The sequence below is a fragment of the Pseudoalteromonas obscura genome (genome assembly GCF_030135505.1).
Lineage (GTDB): Bacteria > Pseudomonadota > Gammaproteobacteria > Enterobacterales > Alteromonadaceae > Pseudoalteromonas > Pseudoalteromonas obscura.
Window position 1 is genome coordinate 762,054 of the sequence record NZ_JASJUT010000002.1, and the last position, 21,034, is coordinate 783,087.

General features: G+C 43.2%; 18 protein-coding genes. 13 read left to right on the top strand and 5 right to left on the bottom strand.

Going from position 1 to position 21,034, the window contains the following annotated elements:
* Positions 1–20: 20 nt before the first annotated feature.
* The 3 genes from ftsX to ftsY all read right to left on the bottom strand — a co-directional run bounded on the left by ftsX (position 21) and on the right by ftsY (position 4,010).
* A complete protein-coding gene (ftsX, locus tag QNM18_RS07680) occupies positions 21–1,007 on the bottom strand; it encodes a permease-like cell division protein FtsX (protein ID WP_211012038.1) in 987 nt (328 codons plus the stop codon).
* The gene (gene ftsE, locus QNM18_RS07685) at positions 1,004–1,708 is read right to left on the bottom strand and encodes a cell division ATP-binding protein FtsE (RefSeq protein ID WP_284136796.1); all 705 of its coding nucleotides are present in this window, start codon (positions 1,706–1,708) and stop codon (positions 1,004–1,006) included. Before ftsE ends, ftsX begins: the two co-directional genes overlap by 4 nt.
* Before the next feature lie 82 nt (positions 1,709–1,790).
* Positions 1,791–4,010, bottom strand: a complete 2,220-nt coding sequence (ftsY, locus tag QNM18_RS07690) for a signal recognition particle-docking protein FtsY (protein WP_284136797.1) — start codon at positions 4,008–4,010, stop codon at positions 1,791–1,793.
* Between the two features lie 287 nt (positions 4,011–4,297).
* On the opposite strand from ftsY, the gene rsmD reads away from it, so the two are divergent.
* The 12 genes from rsmD to QNM18_RS07750 all read left to right on the top strand — a co-directional run bounded on the left by rsmD (position 4,298) and on the right by QNM18_RS07750 (position 17,224).
* Positions 4,298–4,894 carry a 16S rRNA (guanine(966)-N(2))-methyltransferase RsmD gene (gene rsmD, locus QNM18_RS07695; protein WP_211012035.1) on the top strand — a complete coding sequence of 199 codons (597 nt, stop codon included), beginning with the start codon at positions 4,298–4,300 and terminating at the stop codon, positions 4,892–4,894.
* 164 nt (positions 4,895–5,058) lie between these two features.
* Positions 5,059–5,274 (top strand): 30S ribosomal protein S21, encoded by a 216-nt coding sequence (gene rpsU / locus QNM18_RS07700; RefSeq protein ID WP_010362466.1) that lies wholly within the window; start codon positions 5,059–5,061, stop codon positions 5,272–5,274.
* A gap of 21 nt (positions 5,275–5,295) precedes the next feature.
* Positions 5,296–5,742 carry a GatB/YqeY domain-containing protein gene (locus QNM18_RS07705; RefSeq protein ID WP_211012034.1) on the top strand — a complete coding sequence of 149 codons (447 nt, stop codon included), beginning with the start codon at positions 5,296–5,298 and terminating at the stop codon, positions 5,740–5,742.
* 76 nt (positions 5,743–5,818) lie between these two features.
* Entirely contained in the window at positions 5,819–7,576 is a 1,758-nt protein-coding gene (gene dnaG / locus QNM18_RS07710) for a DNA primase (RefSeq protein WP_211012033.1), read from the top strand.
* Between the two features lie 103 nt (positions 7,577–7,679).
* Positions 7,680–9,521, top strand: coding sequence for an RNA polymerase sigma factor RpoD (gene rpoD, locus QNM18_RS07715; RefSeq protein ID WP_284136798.1), 1,842 nt, complete (start codon positions 7,680–7,682; stop codon positions 9,519–9,521).
* Between the two features lie 190 nt (positions 9,522–9,711).
* On the top strand, positions 9,712–10,587 hold the full coding sequence (gene prmA, locus QNM18_RS07720) for a 50S ribosomal protein L11 methyltransferase (RefSeq protein ID WP_211012031.1): 876 nt from the start codon (positions 9,712–9,714) through the stop codon (positions 10,585–10,587).
* A gap of 278 nt (positions 10,588–10,865) precedes the next feature.
* Positions 10,866–11,837, top strand: coding sequence for a tRNA dihydrouridine synthase DusB (dusB, locus tag QNM18_RS07725; RefSeq protein ID WP_023397466.1), 972 nt, complete (start codon positions 10,866–10,868; stop codon positions 11,835–11,837).
* Positions 11,838–11,852: 15 nt separating this feature from the next.
* Entirely contained in the window at positions 11,853–12,143 is a 291-nt protein-coding gene (gene fis, locus QNM18_RS07730; RefSeq protein WP_010374122.1) for a DNA-binding transcriptional regulator Fis, read from the top strand.
* Between the two features lie 259 nt (positions 12,144–12,402).
* Complete coding sequence (gene purH, locus QNM18_RS07735; protein WP_211012030.1) at positions 12,403–13,989, top strand: bifunctional phosphoribosylaminoimidazolecarboxamide formyltransferase/IMP cyclohydrolase; 1,587 nt, start codon at positions 12,403–12,405, stop codon at positions 13,987–13,989.
* A 101-nt stretch (positions 13,990–14,090) separates the two neighbouring features.
* Positions 14,091–14,921 carry a class I SAM-dependent methyltransferase gene (locus QNM18_RS07740; RefSeq protein WP_211012029.1) on the top strand — a complete coding sequence of 277 codons (831 nt, stop codon included), beginning with the start codon at positions 14,091–14,093 and terminating at the stop codon, positions 14,919–14,921.
* Between the two features lie 14 nt (positions 14,922–14,935).
* On the top strand, positions 14,936–16,219 hold the full coding sequence (gene purD, locus QNM18_RS07745; RefSeq protein ID WP_211012028.1) for a phosphoribosylamine--glycine ligase: 1,284 nt from the start codon (positions 14,936–14,938) through the stop codon (positions 16,217–16,219).
* A 192-nt stretch (positions 16,220–16,411) separates the two neighbouring features.
* The gene (locus QNM18_RS07750) at positions 16,412–17,224 is read left to right on the top strand and encodes a DUF2797 domain-containing protein (RefSeq protein ID WP_284136799.1); all 813 of its coding nucleotides are present in this window, start codon (positions 16,412–16,414) and stop codon (positions 17,222–17,224) included.
* Here the strand turns inward: QNM18_RS07750 and QNM18_RS07755 are convergent.
* Positions 17,200–19,716, bottom strand: coding sequence for an EAL domain-containing protein (locus QNM18_RS07755; protein WP_211012026.1), 2,517 nt, complete (start codon positions 19,714–19,716; stop codon positions 17,200–17,202). The two genes, QNM18_RS07750 and QNM18_RS07755, sit on opposite strands and share 25 nt — an antisense overlap.
* A 77-nt stretch (positions 19,717–19,793) precedes the next feature.
* On the opposite strand from QNM18_RS07755, the gene QNM18_RS07760 reads away from it, so the two are divergent.
* A complete protein-coding gene (locus QNM18_RS07760; RefSeq protein WP_284136800.1) occupies positions 19,794–20,096 on the top strand; it encodes a DUF4144 family protein in 303 nt (100 codons plus the stop codon).
* Positions 20,097–20,101: 5 nt separating this feature from the next.
* Here QNM18_RS07760 and QNM18_RS07765 read toward each other — a convergent pair whose 3' ends face one another.
* Positions 20,102–21,019 (bottom strand): histone deacetylase family protein, encoded by a 918-nt coding sequence (locus QNM18_RS07765; protein ID WP_284136801.1) that lies wholly within the window; start codon positions 21,017–21,019, stop codon positions 20,102–20,104.
* Positions 21,020–21,034 lie beyond the last annotated feature (15 nt).

Sequence of the window (21,034 nt, forward strand, 5' to 3'; positions counted from 1 at the left end):
AGTCTGCTAAACAATAAAAATTACACCTTTTCAGGCTCGATCTCTCGGATATATTTTTGTACTGATAGATAGGATCCGATAAAACCGAGAAAAATAGCTAACATAAGCAAGAGAGACAGTTCTGAGAGGTTTAATCCTTCCAATACAAAGTTACTTTGGTAAACACCAACAACAAGAGATACAGCAGACTCAAGCCACCACAACATCAAAACAACACATATAAAAGCGACCAATCCTCCAACGATACCGTACCATATCCCTGTCCATAAAAAAGGAGTGTGAATAAAGGTATTGGTTGCCCCGACAAGCTTCAATACTTGGATCTCTTCTTTTTTGTCCATAATCGATAAGCGTATAGTATTGCCAATAATCAACACCACAGCACTTAGCAATAAGACTCCCACTGTGAAGACACTTTCTTTTAATAAGCCAAGCAGTGCATTCAAGCGTTCAAGCCATTCAATATCTAATTTACCAAACTCAACCTCACGCTCACTTTCAAGTTTTTCTAATAATACTTGAGCACTTTCAGCGCCTCGGTGACGCTTGGTTGGTGTCACCAATACCACACTGGGCAGGGGGTTTTCTTCTAAATAATCTAACGCTTGGCCAAAGCCCGAGATTTGCTTGAACTCTTCTAATGCCTGAGATTGAGAAATAAAGCTGACCGATTCTACCTCGGGGTAAAGCGCTAGTCGTTTTACCAATGTTTGAGTCTCTTGAGCACTCGTCTCTTCTTTTACAAACAGAGATATCTCTGCCGCTTCTTGAAACCCACTACTGACTTTCTGGACATTTTTTACCACTACATACAACGTTGTCGGTAAAGTTAAACTTAAGCCCAAAACCAAAATCGTCATCATAGAGGCCATGGGTGTGCGCCACATCTCACCGAGGCTGTGTATACCGTGCCGGAAAATGGTCAGTACAAAAAAGTACAACTTTAAAACCAAAGATTTATCTTGGCTATTAACTTGGTTACCGCGGCCTTTGAATAACAAACTCATAGTGCCCCCCCGATAAAGTCACCTTTAAGAGGGTCAATGGCTAGAGGGTCTTGCAGCATGCGACCATGATCAAGTGTCAAGCTACGGTACTTCATACGGGCAATCAAACCCAAATCATGGGTGGCGATAAGCACAGATGTACCATGACGATTAAAATCTTCAAACAAGCTTAAAATTTCCATTGATAACTCTGGATCTAAATTACCTGTTGGCTCATCTGCTAGCAGCAAAGGCGGAGAGTTTACAATTGCTCTGGCAATACCGACTCGTTGCTGCTCTCCTCCAGACAATGTACTAGGTTGACACTTTATTTTGTCCAATAACCCAACTTTGTCCAATGCGGCATGAACACGTTTAGTAATATGCTTTCTGTGTGTACCTTCAATTACCAGAGGTAGTGCAACGTTGTCGAAAACATTATAACGTTCAAGTAATCGATGGTTTTGAAAGATAATACCGATATCACGACGAACAAAAGGGACTTGGCGATTGGAGATACTGTTTAAATCGACATCGTTAATAGATACTTTTCCTGCAGAGGGGCGCTCCATTAAGCTTATCAACTTCAGTAGCGTGCTTTTTCCTGCGCCACTGTGGCCTGTTAAAAAGGCCAGCTCACCCTTGCCAAGCTCGAAACTTACTTTTTCTAGAGCTCGGTGACCACCAGGGTAAGTTTTGCTTACTTGTTCAAATTTAATCATATGCGACCTACAAAATGCGTACGCTCCATCCTTAAAGTTAAAAAGCGCCTCGACTAAGTGGGCGCTTTCTAACTCTTAGCTGTTACTTCTCATCATCTTGGCTAAATAGTGCCTCGATAAAGTCATCGCTCTTAAAGGTTCTCAAATCATCGATTCCTTCACCGACACCAATATAGCGAATTGGCACCTTAAATTGATCCGCAACCGCAAAAATAACCCCACCTTTAGCTGTACCATCTAGCTTGGTCAAGGTAATACCCGTCAAACCAACAGCCTGATCAAATAGTTTAACTTGGCTAATTGCATTTTGTCCGGTGCCCGCATCAATTGTTAACATCACTTCATGAGGCGCTTCAGGATCTAGCTTTTTCATTACTCGCGCAATTTTTTCAAGCTCTTGCATAAGGTTGTCTTTATTTTGTAGACGGCCTGCCGTATCAGCGATTAGCACATCGACATTGCGAGCCTGTGCGGCTTGAAAGGCATCAAATACAACAGAAGCACTATCGGCACCAGTATGCTGTGCGACTACAGGGATATCATTTCGCTCACCCCAAACTTGTAACTGCTCCACCGCCGCTGCACGGAACGTATCACCAGCAGCCAGCATCACAGATTTCCCCTGCGATTGGAATTGCTTCGCCATTTTACCTATGGTCGTCGTTTTACCGACTCCATTTACACCTACCATTAGAATGACGTAAGGTTTTTTACCCGAATTAATTTCAAGTGGTTGCTCTGCATCTTTTAAGATCTCAGCCATTTCACTTTTCATCAACTCGTATAGCGCATCGCCATCTTTTAATTGCTTGCGATCAGCTGCATCCGTCAAGTTATCAATCAACTTCATGGTCGTTTCAACGCCCAAATCAGCTGTTAGTAACTGTGTTTCTAGTTCCTCGAACAGATCATCATCAATTTTTTTACCTCGGAATATCGACGCAAAGCCAGAGCCAATATTTTCTTTGGTTTTCAAAAGACCTTGTTTTAAACGTGCAAAAAAGCCTTTCTTCTTTGGTTTTTCTGCTTCTGCCTGCTCTTTGGCTAAACGCTCTGCTTCTTCACGCTCAGCTTGCTCTTTAGCAAGACGTTCTGCTTCTTCACGCTCAGCTTGCTCTTTAGCAAGACGTTCTGCTTCTTCACGTTCAGCTTGCTCTTTAGCAAGACGTTCTGCTTCTTCACGCTCAGCTTGCTCTTTTGCAAGACGTTCTGCTTCTTCACGCTCTGCTTGTTCTTTGGCTAAACGCTCTGCTTCTTCGCGCTCAGCTTGCTCTTTAGCAAGACGTTCTGCTTCTTCACGCTCAGCTTGTTCTTTGGCTAAACGCTCTGCTTCTTCACGTTCAGCTTGTTCTTTAGCAAGACGTTCTGCTTCTTCACGTTCAGCTTGCTCTTTCGCAAGACGCGCTGCTTCTTCACGCTCAGCTTGCTCTTTAGCGAGACGCTCTGCTTCTTCGCGTTCAGCTTGCTCTTTAGCAAGACGCGCTGCTTCTTCGCGCTCAGCTTGCTCTTTAGCAAGACGCTCTGCTTCTTCGCGCTCTGCCTGCTCTTTGGCTAAACGCTCTGCTTCTTCGCGCTCAGCTTGTTCTTTGGCTAAACGTTCTGCTTCTTCATGCACTGTTTGTTCTGTGGCTAAACGTTCTGCTTCTTCACGCTCAGCTTGTTCTTTGGCTAAACGTTCTGCTTCTTCACGCTCTGCCTGTTCTTTGGCTAAACGTTCTGCTTCTTCAAGCTCTGCCTGCTCTTTGGCTAAACGATCAGCTTCTTCACGCTCTGCCTGTTCTTTGGCTAAACGTTCTGCTTCTTCACGCTCTGCCTGTTCTTTGGCTAAAAGTTCTGCTTCTTCACGCTCTGCCTGTTCTTTGGCTAAAAGTTCTGCTTCTTCACGTTCAGCTTGTTCTTTGGCTAAACGCTCTGCTTCTTCACGCTCTGCCTGTTCTTTGGCTAAACGTTCTGCTTCTTCACGCTCTGCCTGTTCTTTGGCTAAACGCTCTGCTTCTTCACGCTCAGCCTGATCTTTGGCTAAACGTTCTGCTTCTTCACGCTCTGCCTGCTCTTTGGCTAAACGCTCTGCTTCTTCACGCTCTGCCTGCTCTTTGGCTAAACGTTCTGCTTCTTCACGCTCTGCCTGTTCTTTGGCTAAACGCTCTGCTTCTTCACGCTCTGCCTGTTCTTTGGCTAAACGCTCTGCTTCTTCACGCTCTGCCTGCTCTTTGGCTAAACGTTCTGCTTCTTCACGCTCTGCTTGTTCTTTGTCGGATTTACCAAATCCCAACCAAGATAAAAATTTGTTTTTCTTTCCCATAACCAACTAATACCATTAAAGTTTGTATCGTGATTTAGTCGCCATAACCGTATCTATGATCACCACCATAAAGCACAACGCTGTGCAGGTCGCATTGACTGCGCTGCACTTATTACCAGTGTTTATTAGACTCTAGGGCTTGTACAAAGACATTAATAATCACATAAAAGACTTTGCGATAATTGTTATAATCACTAAGTTAACGCCATAATATGCGCGTAGTGTATCATGTTCCAAGTAGATGAAAACTTTATAATCGAGCACAACCAACTCGATAGTGAAAATATATGAAAAAAAGAAAGCCTCAAACTCGAACGGATGGCCACATTCGAATTATTAGCGGTAAATTTAAAGGCCGAAAATTACCAGTTAAAGATGTTGAAGGCCTTCGGCCTACGACCGATCGAGTTAAAGAAACTGTATTCAATTGGCTAATGGCTGACACCCGAGATGCAGATGTTCTTGATTGTTTTGCCGGCTCTGGCAGCTTAGGTTTTGAATCCCTTTCGCGATTTGCCAATCATGCAACCTTTATAGAATTGGACAAAACTGCCGCAGCCCAAATCAAACAAAATATACAAACACTTGCGTTGGATAACGCACAGGTCATAAACAGTAATGCATTAGATTATTTGAGTAACAACTCACAACAACGCAATTTCGACATTGTTTATCTCGATCCTCCTTTTAGAAAGAACCTTGTTTCTCCCTGTTGCGAATTGCTCGAAAGCGCTGGGTGGCTAAATCATGATTCGCTAATTTATGTTGAATTTGAGAAAGAAGCACAACCAAATTTTCCAGCTAACTGGCAGTTGCTAAAAGAGAAAAAGGCAGGACAAGTGAGCTGCATGCTTTTTCGTCGAACTGACATATCAGCATCTTAAATAGCCCACGGATATTAGTACATGACACAATTATTGAGATCCGCTATAATTTGATCTTTACACGCGGTCTCGCTTCGGCTTACAATACCGCACCATTTTTGAACCAATTGACCATTTTTCGGTCAATTTGAGCCAAGCTCATTATTTAGGTAGGTGAATTTTTAATGCCAGTAATTAAAGTAAGAGAAAACGAACCGTTTGACGTAGCACTTCGTCGTTTCAAGCGTTCATGTGAAAAAGCAGGTATCCTTTCAGAAGTTCGTCGTCGCGAGCACTATGAGAAGCCAACTGCAGAGCGTAAGCGTAAGAAAGCAGCAGCTGTAAAGCGTCACATGAAGAAGCTTTCTCGTGAAAACGCACGTCGCGTTAAACTATACTAATTAACATTTGGTCTTGTACATATGAGCTTATTAGCGACGCTAAAAGACGCCCAAAAGGAAGCAATGAAAGCCAAAGACAAACCTCGTCTTACGGCTATCAGAGCAGCTCTAGCTGAAGTCAAGCAACGCGAAATTGATAACCAGACAACGTTAGATGATGCTGGTATCACCTCGGTGTTGGTTAAACTGGTTAAACAGCGTAAAGACTCTTTCACACAGTATACTGATGCTGGAAGAGAAGACTTAGCACAAATCGAAGCTGGTGAAATATCAGTGCTTGAGTCATTCTTACCTCAGCCTTTGTCTGAAGAAGAAGTACTTGAGATGATCGATGCTGCAATCGCTGACACAGGCGCAGCTGGTATGCAAGACATGGGTAAAGTAATGGGTATGATCAAAGCGAAAGCGGAAGGTCGTGCCGACATGGGCAAAATCTCTGGTTTAATTAAACAAAGATTAAGCGCATAATTACCCACATACAAATGTATGAAATTAGTAAACCGAGCCTCGTGCTCGGTTTCTTCGTATAAGCGTTAGGAAAACTATGGCTGGCAAAATTCCAAGACAGTTTATCGATGACCTATTGGCTAGAACTGACATCGTCGAATTAATTGACGGTCGTGTTGGCCTAAAAAAAGCAGGAAAAGATTATCAGGCCTGCTGTCCGTTTCACAATGAAAAATCCCCGTCATTTACCGTTTCTAGAGATAAGCAGTTTTATCATTGCTTTGGTTGTGGTGCGAATGGTAATGCCATTTCATTTTTGATGGAGTACGACAAACTTGAGTTTGTTGATGCCATTGAAGAACTCGCTAGTATGTACAACCTTGAGATCCCGAGAGAACAAGGGATCGGCGGACCACAACGAAGCTTTGAAGAAAAGAAGTCAGACTATGACTTGATGATGCACACTACCCGCTTTTACCAGCAGCAATTAAATACACATAGTAATGCAGCGCAAGTACAAAACTATGTCAGAGGGCGAGGGCTTTCAGAACAAACAGTCAGCAAATTTCAAATCGGCTATGCGCCGCCTGAGTGGGATGCCTTAATTGGTAAGCTTGCACGCAACCCGTCACAGCGGCAACAACTTGTAGAATTAAAACTGGCAAGTGAAAAGACACCTGGTAGGCAATTCGACTTTTTCCGTGACCGTTTGATGTTTCCTATTCGTGACAAACGAGGCCGGGTTATCGCATTTGGTGGTCGAGTTATGGGTCAAGATCAAGGCCCGAAATATTTGAACTCACCAGAAACCAGAATATTCCACAAAAGCTTTGAACTGTACGGTTTCTACGAAGCAAAACAAGCACATAAAAAACTAGAACAAGTGCTTATCGTAGAGGGATATATGGATGTAGTAGCCCTTTCAGAATATGGTATTGACTATGCAGTCGCTGCTCTTGGTACTGCGACAACCCTTGAGCATATGCAAACATTGTTTCGAAATACTGATAAAGTTGTGTGCTGTTACGATGGTGATAGAGCTGGACGAGATGCCGCATGGCGTGCACTTGAACATGCTTTACCCAATCTCAAAGATGGTAAATCACTTGGGTTTGTATTTTTACCCGATGGAGAAGATCCTGATTCTTTGGTGCAAAAAGAAGGAAAAGTACGTTTCGAAGAAAGGCTATTAAGCGCAGATGATTACAGTAAAGTCCTCTTTAATAGACTATCTGAACAATGCGACCTAACAACTGATGCTGGAAAAGCCAAGTTACTTGCAGAAGCGATCCCACTGATCAATAAAATACCCAGTGAATTTTACCAAGAATCTCTGCTCACTACATTAGCAAGATTGATCGGGCGCACACGCGAGCAGCTCACAGCTAAGCTTTCGACCCCTAAAAAACAACATACCATTGAACGAAAGTTTAAGGTAACACCGATGCGCCGTGCTATCGGTTTATTGTTACAACACCCCCAGCTTGCGCAAAGCGTCGACTATTTACCCGAGCTTGCACATATGCAATTACCTGGCATGGCGTTGTTTTTAAGGTTACAACAGACATGTTTAGAAAACACTCAATATACCACCGCACACATTTTAGAATCTTTTAGAAATGGCCAAGATTATGAGGCTCTAAAAAAGCTAGCCACTTGGCAGCATAATATTCATGAAGAAGCTTTAGAGGATGAATTTAAACATACATTTAAATTTATTGAAGATCAGTGTTTAAATTTGCGACTTGAGACCTTACTTATTAAAGACAAAACAGAAGGCCTAAGTAGCGATGAACGACTGGAGTGTGCGTTATTAACACAAGCTTTAGGCTCTCGTAGAACTGGTCAAAATTAATTTTTGGTGTTATAATGTTCTATTCACTGCGTCAACCAAAATAACGCTGTTTTTAGCTGGCGCCCGTTGTATAAACTTTATCAGAGTGGAAGCAAAAATCTCTATGGATCAATCTCCTCAGTCACAACTCAAACTTCTGATTCAGAAAGGTAAAGAGCAAGGTTACTTAACTTTTGCAGAAGTTAACGATCACCTTCCACAAGACATCATAGATTCGGATCAAGTCGAAGATATCATTAGCATGATAAATGATATGGGTATTCAGGTTTCTGAAGCAGCCCCTGATGCCGATGAGCTGATGATGCAAGAAACAACCACCGACGAGGATGCAGCAGAAGCGGCGGCAGCTGCGCTAGCAACGGTAGAAAAAGAAATTGGCAGAACAACTGACCCTGTACGTATGTATATGCGTGAAATGGGCACCGTTGAACTACTGACTCGGGAAGGCGAAATACTAATAGCAAAGCGTATTGAAGAGGGAATAAATCAGGTACAGATCTCTGTTGCTGAATACCCTGAAGCAATCACGTATTTACTTGAACAGTGGGACAAATACGAAGCTGAAGAGATGCGCCTAAGCGACATCGTTACTGGCTTTTTTGACTCACTGGAAGATGATGAAGCAACCATCTCAGCAACCCATATTGGTTCTGAACTAAGTGAAGAAGACTTAGACGACGAAGACGATGAAGGTGATGAAGACGATGATTCGGAAGAAGGTGAATCAGGGCCAGATCCTGAAGTTGCCCGTGAACATTTCGAAGAGTTACGTTCTTTATATACCAGTGCACGTCAATGTTTCGAAGACAAAGGTCGTAGCCACCCAGATTCTCAAGCTGCAATCAAAGAAATCGGCGAGCTATTCCGTAAATTCAAATTAGTACCTAAGCAGTTTGACCGCATGGTTAATAACATGCGAGAAATGATGGACAAAGTACGTGTTCAAGAGCGTATCATCATGAAGCAAGCTGTTCAGATTGCTAAGTTACCGAAGAAAACGTTCGTTAAGCATTTTGCTAACAACGAAACTGATGTCGCTTGGATTGATGCAGAAATCGCATCTGGAGAAAAACATTCAGATAAACTTCGTGAGGTTAAGCCTGAAATCGAGCGCTGCGTCAATAAACTTAAAGCCATTGAAGAAAGTACTGGTCTGAGTGTCGAGCGCATCAAAGACATCAACCGCCGTATGAGCATAGGTGAAGCGAAAGCCCGCCGTGCGAAAAAGGAAATGGTTGAAGCTAACTTACGTCTTGTAATTTCAATCGCTAAAAAATACACCAACCGTGGCCTACAATTCTTGGATCTGATCCAAGAAGGTAACATTGGTCTAATGAAAGCGGTTGATAAATTTGAATACCGTCGTGGTTATAAGTTCTCAACTTATGCGACTTGGTGGATCCGACAAGCCATTACGCGTTCAATTGCAGACCAAGCTAGAACCATTCGTATACCAGTGCACATGATTGAAACGATTAATAAACTTAATCGTATCTCTCGCCAGATGCTACAGGAAATGGGTCGAGAGCCTAGTCCTGAGGAATTAGCTGAGCGCATGATGATGCCAGAGGATAAAATCCGTAAGGTGTTAAAAATTGCCAAAGAGCCGATTTCAATGGAGACACCTATTGGTGATGATGAAGATTCGCACTTAGGTGATTTCATCGAAGATACAACCATTGAATCTCCGATTGACTCTGCAACAATGGAAAGCCTTCGTGGTGCCACCAATGAAGTACTTGCAGGCTTAACTGCAAGAGAAGCAAAAGTACTTCGTATGCGTTTTGGTATTGATATGAACACTGACCACACGTTAGAAGAGGTTGGTAAGCAGTTTGATGTAACCCGAGAGCGTATTCGTCAGATTGAAGCGAAAGCTTTGCGCAAACTTCGCCACCCTTCTCGTTCTGATCTGCTGAAAAGCTTCTTAGACGTCAAAGGCTAAGAGTAATAAATACAGAAAAAGGCCGCATTATGCGGCCTTTTTATTTGAATAAAATGTGTGTATCCCTACAACTGCTGGAATAAGCTTATAGTCCATATACACGCAATCTGTCGCGCTCTTTATCACGTGTAATAGCCGTGAAATGTTGCGCGCAATCAATAGATGATAAAAGTTTAATAGGAACAACACTATGGCGTGGATCCAAATCCGAATAGATGCTAACAAAGAAACGGCAGACCTGATCAGTGATTTGCTGATGGACATTGGGTGCCCATCTGTCACATTCATCGATAGCCAAAATAACCCTGTCTATGAGCCTAAGCCAGGAGAAGTCATTTTATGGCCTGAAACAACAGTGATAGGTTTGTTTGAAGCGACCCATGATATGCAATCCGTCGTTGACTACCTAACTGACAATATGGCCGAAGCGCCAAAATATAAAGTCGAGCAGCTAGAAGATAAAGACTGGGAAAGAGAGTGGATGGATAACTTCCATCCAATCAAGTTTGGTGAACGTTTATGGATATGTCCTAGTTGGCGTGACATACCGGAACCTGACGCAGTAAACGTACTTTTAGATCCTGGGTTAGCATTTGGTACAGGCACACATGCAACCACGTCACTATGTCTAAAGTGGCTTGAGGCACAGGATCTAAGCGGTAAAACGGTTGTCGATTTTGGGTGTGGCTCAGGTATTTTAGGTATCGCTGCTATCAAACTTGGCGCTGAGCGTGTTATCGGCATAGATATCGACCCACAAGCGCTGGTAGCAAGCAGAGATAACGCGGAGCGAAATGGCGTCGCTGACAAGCTAGAAGTCTATTTACCGGAAAACCAGCCTGACTTTAAAGCCGACATTGTTGTTGCAAATATCTTGGCACAACCACTACGCGAGCTCCATGAAATTATTCTGGGCTTTTTGAAGCCAAAAGGTGCAATCGCCATGTCAGGTATCTTAGAAGAGCAAGCGCAATCTGTCGCAGACGTATACGCCCCACATATTGATTTAGACGCAATAAAGCAAGAGGGTGAGTGGACACGAGTTAGCGGAATTACAAAACAATAACAAGTGTAACGACTATCTTCTGAGTTAGTAATCTATTACACGTAAGGCCTGAACTTAACAGGCTTTACGCTTTATTTACAGCCAATCGGCAGACTCCAATTAAGCCCAAAAAGATTTTTTGAACAAATTTACAGCAATTTATGTAGCCCTTCATATTGTTACCAAAAGTCAACCCAAAAAGTTCAAAAAAAAAACACTTATGTTCAATTTATAGCCTTTGATTTTTGCAAAAAAAACCGTAAACTTAGCGCCCCTTGAAATGAGGCAGATGAATAGTAGTGCGTATTGGTCCATACCAACTTGATAACAATGTAATCGTAGCTCCAATGGCTGGTATAACCGACCGACCATTTAGACAGTTATGTCGGCGTCTTGGCGCAGGGTTAGCGGTATCAGAAATGTTGTCATCAAACCCAAAGGTTTGGAAAACTGATAAGTCAATGAACCGTATGGATCATTCTGGTGAGTCGGGAATACGCTCAGTGCAGATTGCAGGAGCAGATCCTGAGCTAATGGCACAGGCTGCACAATTCAATGTCAAAAATGGCGCGCAAATCATAGATATTAATATGGGTTGCCCAGCCAAAAAAGTGAACAAGAAGCTCGCAGGTTCTGCACTATTGCAGTATCCAGATCTAGTTGAAGAAATAGTGCAAGCTGTCGTTGGCGCAGTCGATGTACCTGTTACTTTGAAAATCCGCACAGGATGGGATCCGGAAAACCGAAATGGTGTTGAAATTGCGAAAATAGCCGAGCGCAATCGTATTGCATCACTGGCAGTACACGGGAGAACCCGTGCTTGCATGTATAAAGGTGAAGCAGAATACGACACTATCAAAGCGATAAAGCAATCGGTTTCTATTCCTGTTGTTGCAAATGGTGACATAACGTCCCCAGAAAAGGCAAAACAGGTTTTGGATTATACGGGCGCAGATGCCATCATGATTGGTCGAGCCGCCCAAGGTCGTCCTTGGATTTTCCGAGAGATAGACTATTATTTGCGAACTGGAAAACACTTGCCTGCACCGGAAGTATCCGAAGTGCGTGGCATATTGATGGAGCACCTTGTAAACCTCCATCAGTTTTACGGTGAACCAATGGGTGCGCGCATCGCACGCAAACATGTATCTTGGTACTTGCAGTCCCATGACCAAGAAGGTCAATTTAGGCGAGTATTCAATGCACTTGAGGAGCCAAAAGCGCAAATCGAGGCATTAGAAAACTATTTTGAAACACTAGCAGCTAACTAAGAAAGAGACATAAAGATGTTCGAACAAAATGTGACTTCTCCTTTTATCACTAACGCTCATGTTCAGTCACAAGAGAAACCGCAACCACTACGCGATGCAGTTAAAAAAGCTGTCCACCACTACTTAAAGCAGTTAAATGGTCAAGACGTGCAAGATGTGTATGAGCTAGTTTTATCAGAGCTTGAAGCACCATTACTAGAAGAAGTGATGACGTACACACGTGGTAACCAAACTCGTGCTGCAATCTTACTGGGTATCAACCGTGGTACTCTTCGTAAGAAGCTTAAAAAGTACGGCATGAACTAATCCGTATTTTTCGAAAACGTCTTTACCAAGACGTTTTCGAGCCCCTTTCCTACGCAGTGATATACTGAAAGTACTTTTTATTCGTCACAACCTGCCCAATTTTAATATTGAAATCCTAACTTTATCCACCTCAATATAGAAAGTTCAGTATTTCTCAATCTCGTTAACATCATTTCCATCGTTTTCTCATCCTAGTTGAGCTAAAATACAGCCTTTCTAAGCTAGCCCTTAACTAATCATTGAGGAAATCAAAACCATCATGGATATACATCGTCCTATTCGTCGCGCACTATTAAGCGTGTCAGATAAAACTGGTATCGTTGAGTTTGCCCGCACTCTAGCTGAGTCAGGCGTTGAACTTCTTTCTACAGGCGGTACTTGTAAACTCCTAGCCGACAACGGCATTCAGGTAACGGAAGTATCTGACTACACAGGCCACCCAGAGATCATGGATGGTCGCGTGAAAACTCTCCACCCTAAAGTACACGGTGGGATCTTGGGGCGTCGTGGCCAAGATGAAGAAGTTATGGCAGACAACAGTATCTCTGCTATTGATATGGTTGTAGTTAACTTATACCCCTTTGCACAAACTGTTGCAAAAGCTGACTGCAGCCTAGAAGATGCAATTGAAAACATTGATATCGGTGGCCCAACAATGGTGCGTGCCGCAGCTAAAAACCACAAAGACGTTACAATTGTGGTTAATGCAAGCGACTATGATCGCGTTTTAGCTGAAATCAAAGAAAACCAAGGCTCAACAACGTATAAAACACGTTTTGATCTGGCTATTGCTGCTTATGAGCACACGGCGCAATACGACGGCATGATCGCAAACTACTTCGGTAAGCTTGTTGCTGATTACACAGAGGAAGCTGCCGAAGAAACTAAGTTCCCACGCACTATCAATATGCAGTTCACCAAAAAGCAAGATATGCGCTATGGTGAAAACTCACATCAAGATGCGGCATTCTATGTAGAGAATGATATTGAAGAAGCTTCTGTAGCAACAGCGAAGCAATTACAAGGTAAAGCGTTATCCTACAACAACATTGCAGACACAGATGCCGCGCTTGAATGCGTGAAAAGCTTCGAAGCGCCTGCGTGTGTTATCGTCAAACATGCTAACCCTTGCGGCGTCGCTGAAGACAAAGACATTTTAAGTGCTTATGACAGAGCCTTTAAAACTGATCCGACATCTGCGTTTGGTGGCATCATTGCCTTCAACCGTGAATTAGATGCTGAGACAGCCAAAGCTATCATCGAGCGTCAGTTTGTTGAAGTCATCATTGCACCAAGCATTTCTGCAGAAGCTGCTGAGATTGTTTCTGAAAAGAAAAATGTACGTCTTTTAGAGTGTGGTCAGTGGGATGCGAAATCAACCGGTGTTGATATCAAGCGTGTCAACGGCGGTGTACTTATCCAAGACCGCGACCAAGGTATGGTTACACTGGGTGACTTAACAGTTGTCTCTAAACGCCAGCCTACAGAGCAAGAGTTAAAAGACTTGCTATTCTGCTGGAAAGTAGCGAAGTTCGTTAAATCAAATGCTATTGTTTATGCTCGAGATGGTATGACAATTGGTGTAGGCGCAGGCCAAATGAGCCGAGTTTACTCAGCGAAAATCGCGGGTATCAAAGCTGCGGACGAAAACCTTGAAGTGAAAGGTTCGGTCATGGCATCAGATGCATTCTTCCCATTCCGTGACGGCATCGACGCTGCTGCGGAGGCTGGTATCACCGCAGTGATCCAACCTGGAGGCTCTATGCGCGACGAAGAAGTTATTGCCGCAGCTGATGAAGCTGGCATGGCAATGGTATTCACCGGAATGCGCCATTTCCGCCACTAATCGACAAGCGCGAAACGTTTAACGTTTCGCGCTTTTTGTTTGCACCAAATTAAAGTATTCTGACCAAAAGACAATCACAATAACCTTGAAGGAACTGAATAATGAAATTAGGTATTAAAGCATTAATCGCTGCAGGCATCGTCACTGCAATCACAGGCTGTAGCAGTACAACGAGCTCTGATAGTGCAAATGCAAATATTGCAAAAGCGGCACAAAGCAGTGAACGCGCTGAGAATAATCGCGCACGTGATAAATACCGTAATCCAGTCCAAACATTGGAGTTTTTTGGTCTTAAGCCCAATATGACTGTCGTTGAAATCGCACCTGGTGGCGGTTGGTATACAGAGATCCTAGCGCCAACAATCAAAGGCCAAGGTACTTTATACGCAGCACACTTCCCGGCCGATTCAGAGGTTGAGTATTACAAAAAATCATTGGCCGCATTTAAAGGTAAGATTTCAAGTGATGCACGCTTTAGCGAAGTCAAAATGACTGAATTCTCTGCATTGACGCATCATGATGTCGCTCCAGCAGGTTCAGCGGACATGGTATTAACATTCCGTAATGTACATAACTGGTATATGCGTCCAGGTGACGAAGGTGTACTTAAATCATTCAAAGCATTCCATAAGGCGCTTAAGCCTGGTGGGATCTTAGGCGTGGTTGAGCACCGTTTACCAGAGCACCGTGATACAGAAGATCAAAAGCGTTCAGGTTATATGAAGCAAAGCTATGTCATCGAAATGGCTAAAAAAGCAGGCTTTGAATTGGTAGCAAGCAGTGAAATTAACGCCAACCCTCTAGATAGTGCAAATCACCCTCGAGGTGTTTGGACGCTACCGCCAAGACTTGCGCTAGGTGATGAAAAGTCAGCGCAATACAAGGCGATTGGGGAAAGCGACCGAATGACTTTAAAGTTTAAAAAGATTTAATAGGAAACTTTGCCATGAATGTACTTGTCATTGGCAGCGGTGGCCGTGAACACGCACTTGCGTTCAAAGCCGCTCAAAACCCATCTGTAAAAACTGTATTTGTAGCACCTGGTAATGCTGGTACTGCTTTAGAACCAAAATTGGAAAACGTTGCAATTGGTGTTGAAGACCTTGATGCGCTTGTTGCATTTGCAAAAGAGCAAAAAGTATCTTTGACGATTGTTGGCCCTGAAGCACCACTGGTGATTGGTGTTGTTGATCGCTTCCGCTCTGAAGACCTCGCCATTTTTGGCCCAACTCAGGCAGCAGCACAACTTGAAGGCTCAAAGTCATTTACTAAAGACTTCTTAGCTAGACACCAAATCCCAACCGCGAGTTACCAAACCTTTACCGAGATTGACCCTGCAATCGCATACGTCAAAGCGCAAGGTGCCCCCATAGTAGTCAAGGCAGATGGTTTAGCAGCCGGTAAAGGCGTAATTGTAGCAATGACTGAAGCTGAAGCGGAAGAAGCTATCCGTGACATGCTAGCAGGTAATGCATTTGGTGATGCCGGCAGCCGCGTGGTAATTGAAGAATTTTTAGAAGGTGAAGAAGCTTCATTTATCGTCATGGTAGACGGCAAAAACGTCTTACCTTTTGCCACCAGCCAAGACCACAAACGTGCATACAATGGTGATCAAGGGCCTAATACGGGCGGTATGGGTGCATACTCGCCTGCGCCTGTTGTAACTCAAGAGATCCACAATCGCATTATGGATGAAGTGATCTACCCTACGGTAGAAGGAATGGCTGCAGAAGGCCACCCTTATACAGGCTTCTTATATGCTGGTTTGATGATAACAGCGGACGGTACACCAAAGGTCATTGAATATAACTGTCGCTTTGGTGATCCTGAAACACAGCCAATCATGCTTCGTTTACAATCAGATCTTGTATCTTTGATTGAAGCTGCAAATCGTCAAGAGCTTGATCAAACGGAGATTCAGTTTGATCCAAGAGCTGCTGTCGGTGTTGTACTCGCTGCGAAGGGTTACCCTGCAAGCTACCCTAAAGGGGATGCAATTTCAGGCCTTCAAGTAAATTACTCAGAAGGCGAGAAGGTATTCCATGCTGGCACTAAACAGCAAGGTGATGCTGTTGTAACCGCTGGTGGACGTGTACTTTGTGCTACAGCACTAGGGCACACAGTAACAGAAGCGCAAAAACGCGCTTATGCACTGGTCCAGGATATCCACTGGGAAGGCGTGGAGTTCCGCACTGATATTGCTTATCGTGCAATTGCACGTGAGCAATAAGCAAATTAGGCAACATATAAAAGCGGCTTATAATTAGCCGCTTTTTTTATTTTCTATTTAAATAACGCAAATAAAAACAAAAACCAATATCAATTACAAACAATTGAAATATATAATTTTTTTATTTTATCATTGGTATTTTTTGGCTGACTTGCTAGGATCTCCTTTTGTATCATCTTTAGGGGCGTAAAGATGCAGGGCACACTAAGTAAACTTAAAGCCACCCTCACAAACCCAATTCAATATCAGCTACCCATTGGCGATCAGCTAATTAATTTAAATGACTACTTTGGCCAGGAAGTAACTTTGACTTTCACGGGTAATATATATTGTTGTAGTTGTGGTAAAAAAACTAAAAAAAGCTACTCCCAAGGCCACTGTTTTGTGTGTATGAAAAAACTCGCAAGCTGCGATATGTGCATCATGAAGCCGGAAACTTGTCATTATGATCAAGGTACTTGCAGAGAACCCGAATGGGGAGAAGCCAACTGTATGATCCCTCACTATGTCTATTTGGCGAATACATCAGGATTGAAGGTCGGTATAACACGACACACTCAGATCCCAACCCGCTGGATAGATCAAGGGGCAACACAGGCGTTGCCAATCTTTAAAGTACAAACTCGTCTTCAATCAGGTTTGGTGGAAGTTGCACTTGCAAATTTCATTGCCGACAAAACCAATTGGCGCAACATGCTCAAAGGTATCAACCCAGAGTTAGATCTGAAGCAAAGTGCTCAGAAGTTGATCCCTCAGATCCAGGAAAAACTCGATGAACTTGCACAGCTGTTTGGTGCCACAGCAATCGAGCGCCTCGATGAAGAGGTAGTTGATCTAGCCTTCCCAGTAGAAGACTACCCAACCAAGATCAGTTCATTTAATTTTGACAAAGACCCCTCTGTGACCGGGATCTTAAAAGGGATTAAAGGCCAGTATTTGATCTTTGACAATGGAGTTATCAACATTCGTAAGTTCACCTCTTACGAAGTCAGTTTTTCTGCTTGATAAAACTCATACCAAGCCGCTTGAGTAAGCGGCTTGCAATACAAATATCCTTGCATCGCATGACAACCTAGCTTTTGTAAAAAACGCATTTGCTCCTGCTTTTCTACTCCCTCAGCGACAACGTGCAGTTTAAGCGCTTTGGCCATCGCAATAATAGCGCTGACAATTTCGCTGTTTCCATATTCATCAGGGATCTTGGCAATAAAACTTGGATCTATTTTTAAGATATCAATTGGTAGTTTAGTTAAATAACTTAAAGCTGAATAACCAGTGCCAAAATCGTCCAAAGCAATACTGACCCCCATTGTTTTTAGTTCTGTCAGTACCGCTTTTGCACGCTGAAAATTACTGACAAAACTACACTCTGTAAGCTCTAACTCTATTTGTGTTCCACTCAAGTTATATTTACCCAGTGCATAGCGTAAAGTACTGACCAAATCTCCCTGTGTTAAGTGCTGAGCAGAAATATTGATAGCTAAGTGTCGTATTTCAATATTGGCTTTTCTCCAGTGTGCTAGTTGTGCACAGGCACGATCAATGACCCACTCATCCAGTTTTACAATTAACCCTAACTCTTCAGCCAGTGGGATAAATTGCGCTGGAGAGATCATGCCAAGATTGGGATCATGCCAACGTAATAAACACTCTAAACTGGTTAATCGGCTGCTTACTAGGCATTTTAGAGGCTGAAAATAAAGCTCAAACTCACCATTTTCTAGTGCACTTTGAAATCGGCTCTGCATCGATAATCGCTCTAGTGAACGTGCATTCATCGAAGCCTTATACATTTGAAATGAGTTTCGTCCCAGCTCTTTGGAGCGATACATAGCCACATCAGCATGCTTTAATAAGCTCTCACTATCCAAACCGTCATCTGGATAGATGGATGCGCCCAATGACGCAGTGGCAGCAACACAGATGTTTCCCAAGTCAAATGACTTATTAAACTGTAATAACAGCTTATCTGCAAAATTAACCACAGAATCCACATCGACCACTTCTGTCAGCAAAACCACAAATTCATCCCCACCAAGCCGTGCCAAGGTATCCCCTTCATTGAGGATACTTTTGATCCGCTCACTCACTTGCGTGAGCAGCTTATCACCGGCACTATGACCTAGCGTATCGTTCACCTCTTTAAAGCGATCTAAATCGATAAACATGACACTGATTTTATGCTGATCGCGATGTGCCGATGCCAATGCCATAGACAACCTATCATAAAATAATCGTCGATTAGGCAGCCCCGTCAGCTCATCAAAATATGCAAGGCGCGCAATTTTTTCTTCTGCATTTTTACGTTCAGTAATATCACTGAATATCGCTGCGTATAGCGTTTCATCGCTATAGGGATCATTGATTTCAATAATGGTGAGCCACTCGACATAAATATCCCCACTTTTCTTTTTATTGCAAATTTCGCCCTGCCACACGCCCTTTTCTCTCAGCGCTTCCCACATTCTGTTGTAGTAGTTTTCATCATGGAGTCCTGAACTTAGTATGCTCGGAGTTTGCCCTATCACTTCGTAGTCTTGATAGCCTGTCAGAGCACTAAAAGCTGGGTTAATTTGAATGATCTCTCCACTGCCACGGGTGATCATAATGCCATCGAGTGATGCATCAATGATCCGATTCGCTAAGTAGAGGTTTTTCTCTGACTTGCGTAATGCGATATCTCGCTGTGCCAATACATTCTCAAGTTCACTGCAATAGGCTGTTTCAATTTCTGTCAGCACATTTTTCAGTGCCAAAAGACCGATCACTTCATTTGATACCGTATCTCTGACAACAAGGTGACGAATAGACTTAGCAGTCATCATACGGTAAGCATCAAATAAACTTTCCTCAGGCGTCATAGACAACATTGGGTAACTCGCCAACTGCCAACATGGCATTTGCCATTGCGGATCGAGTATCGCGTATGCAATATCACGTTGCGTAATGATCCCGTATTCTTGCAGATCAGTGTGATGAACTAAAACAGCGGTTGTTTTATCTCTACGCATAATTTCAATCGCGTCACTGATACACTGCTGACTATCCAATACACTGACATTGCTGTCATAATGATCGGCAATGGGGCGAAAGTGTAGATAGTGATCCAACCCTTGATTGCGAACTATATCTGACAGTGAAACCACACCCGCTGGTTCATTTTTCGAGTCAATTACCAGTAAATGTCGAATACCAAGTTGATGCAGTTTAATGGTCGCTTCGCTCAATGTTTTATCGAGCAAAATATCATGCACTGGCGAGGTCATAACCTCGCCTATAGGGAGCTCTGTAAGGTGAATATGTTTAAGATCTAACTTTACACAATCTGATTCTGTCCAAATACCAGTTATCTCACCATCTTGAGTGATAAATATGGAACTTACGCTATGTTGACGCATATTGACGAGCGCATCATATAAACTGGTTGATTCATCACAGGATAACAAGCTAGTCGAAAACACGTCTTTAATTTTCAGCTGACGTGAGTCACCTATCATAAGCACTTTCCTCGCATTCTAACTACCATCTTGAGTATACTTGGCTACCTAGTGCTAACTTTGACTGAGAACAAATAATGACGATTAAATCATACCCATTAGTGCTGATATTCGACCAAAGTATAGAGTACGTTGACAGCCCACAAGCACTGCAAGAAAGTGTGTTTTACTTAACTGAAAAGCAAATAAAAACAACCACATGTATTTTTAAGGATGGCAGTGCAAGTACGCTCAATGGCGATCCGATAACATTGGACAATTTTTCTAATTTAACGCCTTTAGTGCAACAAAAGCTCGCTTCTGAAGGTCACTGCTGCACTGCAAAAATACACATTACCGATATAGAACAGGTATTTAGTTTAATGGCGGAAACTGTTTAGAAAGCTTACGATTCAGCTAAGTTTCTGATGTGTGTTTCGACACTGCGGCCAAGAGAAGACAAATCATAGCCGCCCTCGAGATAAGAGATGATACCAAGGCAATCAAGCTCTTTACTTAATAGCGCAATCTGTTGAGTAAACCATGCGTAATCGCTTTCTACAAACTTGAGACCACCCATATCATCTTCTAAATGCGCATCAAATCCAGCGCTAATAAAGAGCAACTCAGGGCCAAATGCGCGCAGTTTAGGAAGCCATTGTTGACTATACAATGCTCGTAAATCATTGCCGTCACTGGCAACAGGCAGTGGCGAATTGACGATAGTTTCGGTATTTTCTATTTCAGAATTTGGATAAAAAGGGTATTGGAACAAAGAGCAAAAGAGGACGTTAGGATCCTCCCTTACAATCGCTTGTGTGCCATCGCCATGGTGCACGTCAATATCCAATATTGCAATGCGCTTAACCCCTTTAGTTTGCGCATATTTTACGGCAATTGCGACGTTGTTAAACACGCAAAACCCAGCTGATTTGCTCTGACTTGCATGATGCCCCGGGGGTCTCACTGAGCAAAAAGCAGCATCGTGGCGCCCAGCAAGTACTTCATCGACTGCCAAAATACCTGCACCAACGGCCCGCTCTATGGCTTTGAGCGACTCTCGGCACAATGCCGTATCACCATCTAAGTCCGTAAGACCATGTTCGGGAATTGCCGACAACACTCTCTCAACATGCTCGGTATCATGTGCCAACATATAATGTGACGTTTCTGCTTTGGGTGCAGTTAAATGGGCCACTGCAATGTCCAACCCTGAAGCCAAAACCCGATCAGAGATCGCATCTAAACGCTGCGGTGATTCAGGGTGTTCATCCGCCATTTTATGTCGGCGGCACAATGGGTGGGAGATTATTGCAGTGCGCATATCGCTGTCCTTACA